General features: G+C 53.7%; 2 protein-coding genes. Both read right to left on the bottom strand.

Going from position 1 to position 2,689, the window contains the following annotated elements:
• Nucleotides 1–413: 413 nt before the first annotated feature.
• Nucleotides 414–2,096, bottom strand: a complete 1,683-nt coding sequence (locus LCF60_RS24260; RefSeq protein WP_292295093.1) for a DnaB-like helicase C-terminal domain-containing protein — start codon at nucleotides 2,094–2,096, stop codon at nucleotides 414–416.
• A gap of 77 nt (nucleotides 2,097–2,173) precedes the next feature.
• A partial coding sequence (locus tag LCF60_RS24255; RefSeq protein WP_292295092.1) for a hypothetical protein occupies nucleotides 2,174–2,689 on the bottom strand: 516 nt, incomplete at its 5' end.

Genomic DNA, 2,689 nt, shown 5'->3' with positions numbered 1-2,689 from the left:
CCTTGCCATAAGGATCGCAACATAGACCCGCAGCGGCATAACTCGCGAACCTGCGCCCAAATTGCACTGCTCACATTCGGCAATCAAATTTTCGTCGCTGTTAATCACCTGATCCGTCAGACCGGCTTTGTGTCCGTCCAAGACGCTGACAACGTGCCCAACATGTAGTGGCACTCCCGACTGCCGGCACCGCTCGCACGCTCCGTTTGCTCTGTCAACAATTCTCGAACGCTGCTTAGGTCTAATTGCGGCGTGGGTCGTCGACACTGACCGCCGTTTTTTTCCTGTCTCTGTTCTTGGTGCGTTGTAACAGTAAGCGTCACAATCCTCGCACCTAACAACGTCCTGGCCGTTGGTAAAACTTGCGACACCATTAAGGCACCCGCACTTCTTGCAGTTCTCTCTCATTATCATCAGTAATTGTCCGTCCATTGTTCGTACTCGCCAGTATTAAAATCCACAGCAGCAATTGCCCTTGCCATTAGCTTTTGCCTAGCGCCGTCAAAGGACACTTCGATCGCCGGTTCCACAATTGACCGATTTCTGTTTTTGCCGACAAACAGTTGATACAACTCAGAAGGAGTGCTGGAATTAATGCGGTGCGGCCAGACGCCAAAAATAATTACATCCGCATCTTGTTCAAGCTGTCCAGACTGTTTTAAGTCAGACATGCAAGGTCGGAACTCTTTTCGACTTTCGATGTTACGGTTGAGCTGTGTCAAAACAATCAGAATCATTCCTCGCTGTGTCGCAATCCGCCGCAACGCCTTGCTTGCGTTTGCCACTCGCTCTGTTTCGTCTCGCCCCTTGCTCTGCAAAAGCTGCACATAATCAATCACAGCTATCTTTATTCCGCTGTCAGCAGCAATTTCCAACTGCTCGACAACTCTTTCAACCGTGCCGCATGATTCCGCAATGATCGCTTCAGCGCGATGAGCAAAATGCGACTCAATTTGAGCTCGCACGTCGTCAGCATCTCGAAGCCACTCATCCTCTGGTGTGTCAGCCGCAAATTGAATAGTACGTTTGCCAATTGCCAGCGATGACATTTCCTCGCTTACCACTAGCACGCCCTGCCCTGCCTCGGTAAAAGCGTGAACCATTTGCAACCCGATCGCTGACTTTCCGTGAGACGGCCTTGCCGCAACAATCACCATCTCGCCCCATGCAAAGCCGCCGCCAATCGACCGAGTGAGCTCTGGAATACCTGTTTGTAGCAAAGCCTCAGTGCCTGCCTCAAGCGAATCGAGGTAGGCTAGAGACGCAGATTGCAAGGTCGTGACTTTCGGTGGCTCGCGTTCGTCCATGTCCTGCGGTGGCGTCCTGACCACAATCTTAGACCACTGTTCCGGCTGCGCGTCGCGAAGGTATCCACGCTGACCAGGTTGTTTTGCAGCGCTCTTGCACTTGTATCGCAAATCACGCTCTGACCACGGCGGGCTGCATCTTGGGTTAAACTCCGCAGCAAGCACGTTGTACGCTTCGCCCTCAGACAACTCGAAGCCAAGCAGCAAGGCACACGCAGCCGCAAAAAGTGCGTTGTGACCGCCGCTACCGCTAACAGCCGGCTCCATTTTTGCGACATACTTTGACGCTCGATCGACGACCGACATGCACGAAGTTACACCGCTGCCATCAATCACAGCAAACTGCTGCTTCATGTCGTACTTTTCGACCAGCCACTCCAAGGCGCCCGTCACGTCGATGAGCTCGTCCATGCCCTGCAATCGCTGCCCAGTGACTGCAAAATATCGACCGCAATCGTAAATTTCGATTCCTGGCTTCTTAGGCCCGTAGCCGTCCCCAGGAAGCTCGACCTTGTTTTTGTGGTTCCATATCGCATCGGTAACTCCAAACAGCTTGACGCCGCTGCCAGAGGGCGAGACCTCGCCATAGGTGCCGCACCTCAGAACAATCTCTTTTGCCCAGTCGTCCAGCTTGCCGGTTTCCATGTTTCGGCAGCCGTCCAGGTCGATGCCGATATACGGGTCTTCGGTCGAAAAAACAAAACCGATCTGCCCACCAACTTCGGAAAAACCAGACCACGTCGTCGGATCGGTCGAAGAAGCCATGCTGCCGCTCGGATGTTTCGGCACCTTGGTCGCCTTGCCCCCACGCTCAATAGACGCCCACTGTACCCATTGACGACGCTCTCGCAGCTCTCGCGGTATGTTCACTCTACCACCTCGTATGGATTCCAGGTTTTTAGCTGCTCGCGAGTCAATACCGCGGGCCCTTTTGGTTTCGAAGCCTGTGCAGGCTCGTAAGCGCCCTCTGCGAGTTTTACCGCGTTGCTTTCGTTTTTGATTAGCCAATCGAACGTTGGCACCCAGCCCGAATCGCCAATAGGAGCGATCGGCATTTTGCCAATCGCTGCCTCCCACGGCCAATCGGGATCGCGAAGACGAACCGCAAGCTTCTTGCGCCTCTCCGCAGTCAGCTTGTGGATACGCTTCGTGCCTTCCTGGGCGTTCCAGTGGTCTGCAATGGTCTGTGGGTCAATCTTCGAACCAGACGCCCTAGATTTTGATTTATCAAAATCTTCTGCTTCTGCTTCTGCTTCTGCTTCTGCTTGGGCTAACCCCGGCTTACCCCGGCTAACCCCGGCTAACGTTTGTTTACTTTTGTTTACAGATTGTTTACGGTACTCCCGCACGTAGTCCCTCATGTACGCTCGCCGCTCCTCCGC

Origin of the sequence: Marivita sp. (genome assembly GCF_020055635.1) — a bacterium.
GTDB lineage: Bacteria > Pseudomonadota > Alphaproteobacteria > Rhodobacterales > Rhodobacteraceae > Marivita.
This window is presented reverse-complemented; position numbering and strand designations above follow the sequence as displayed.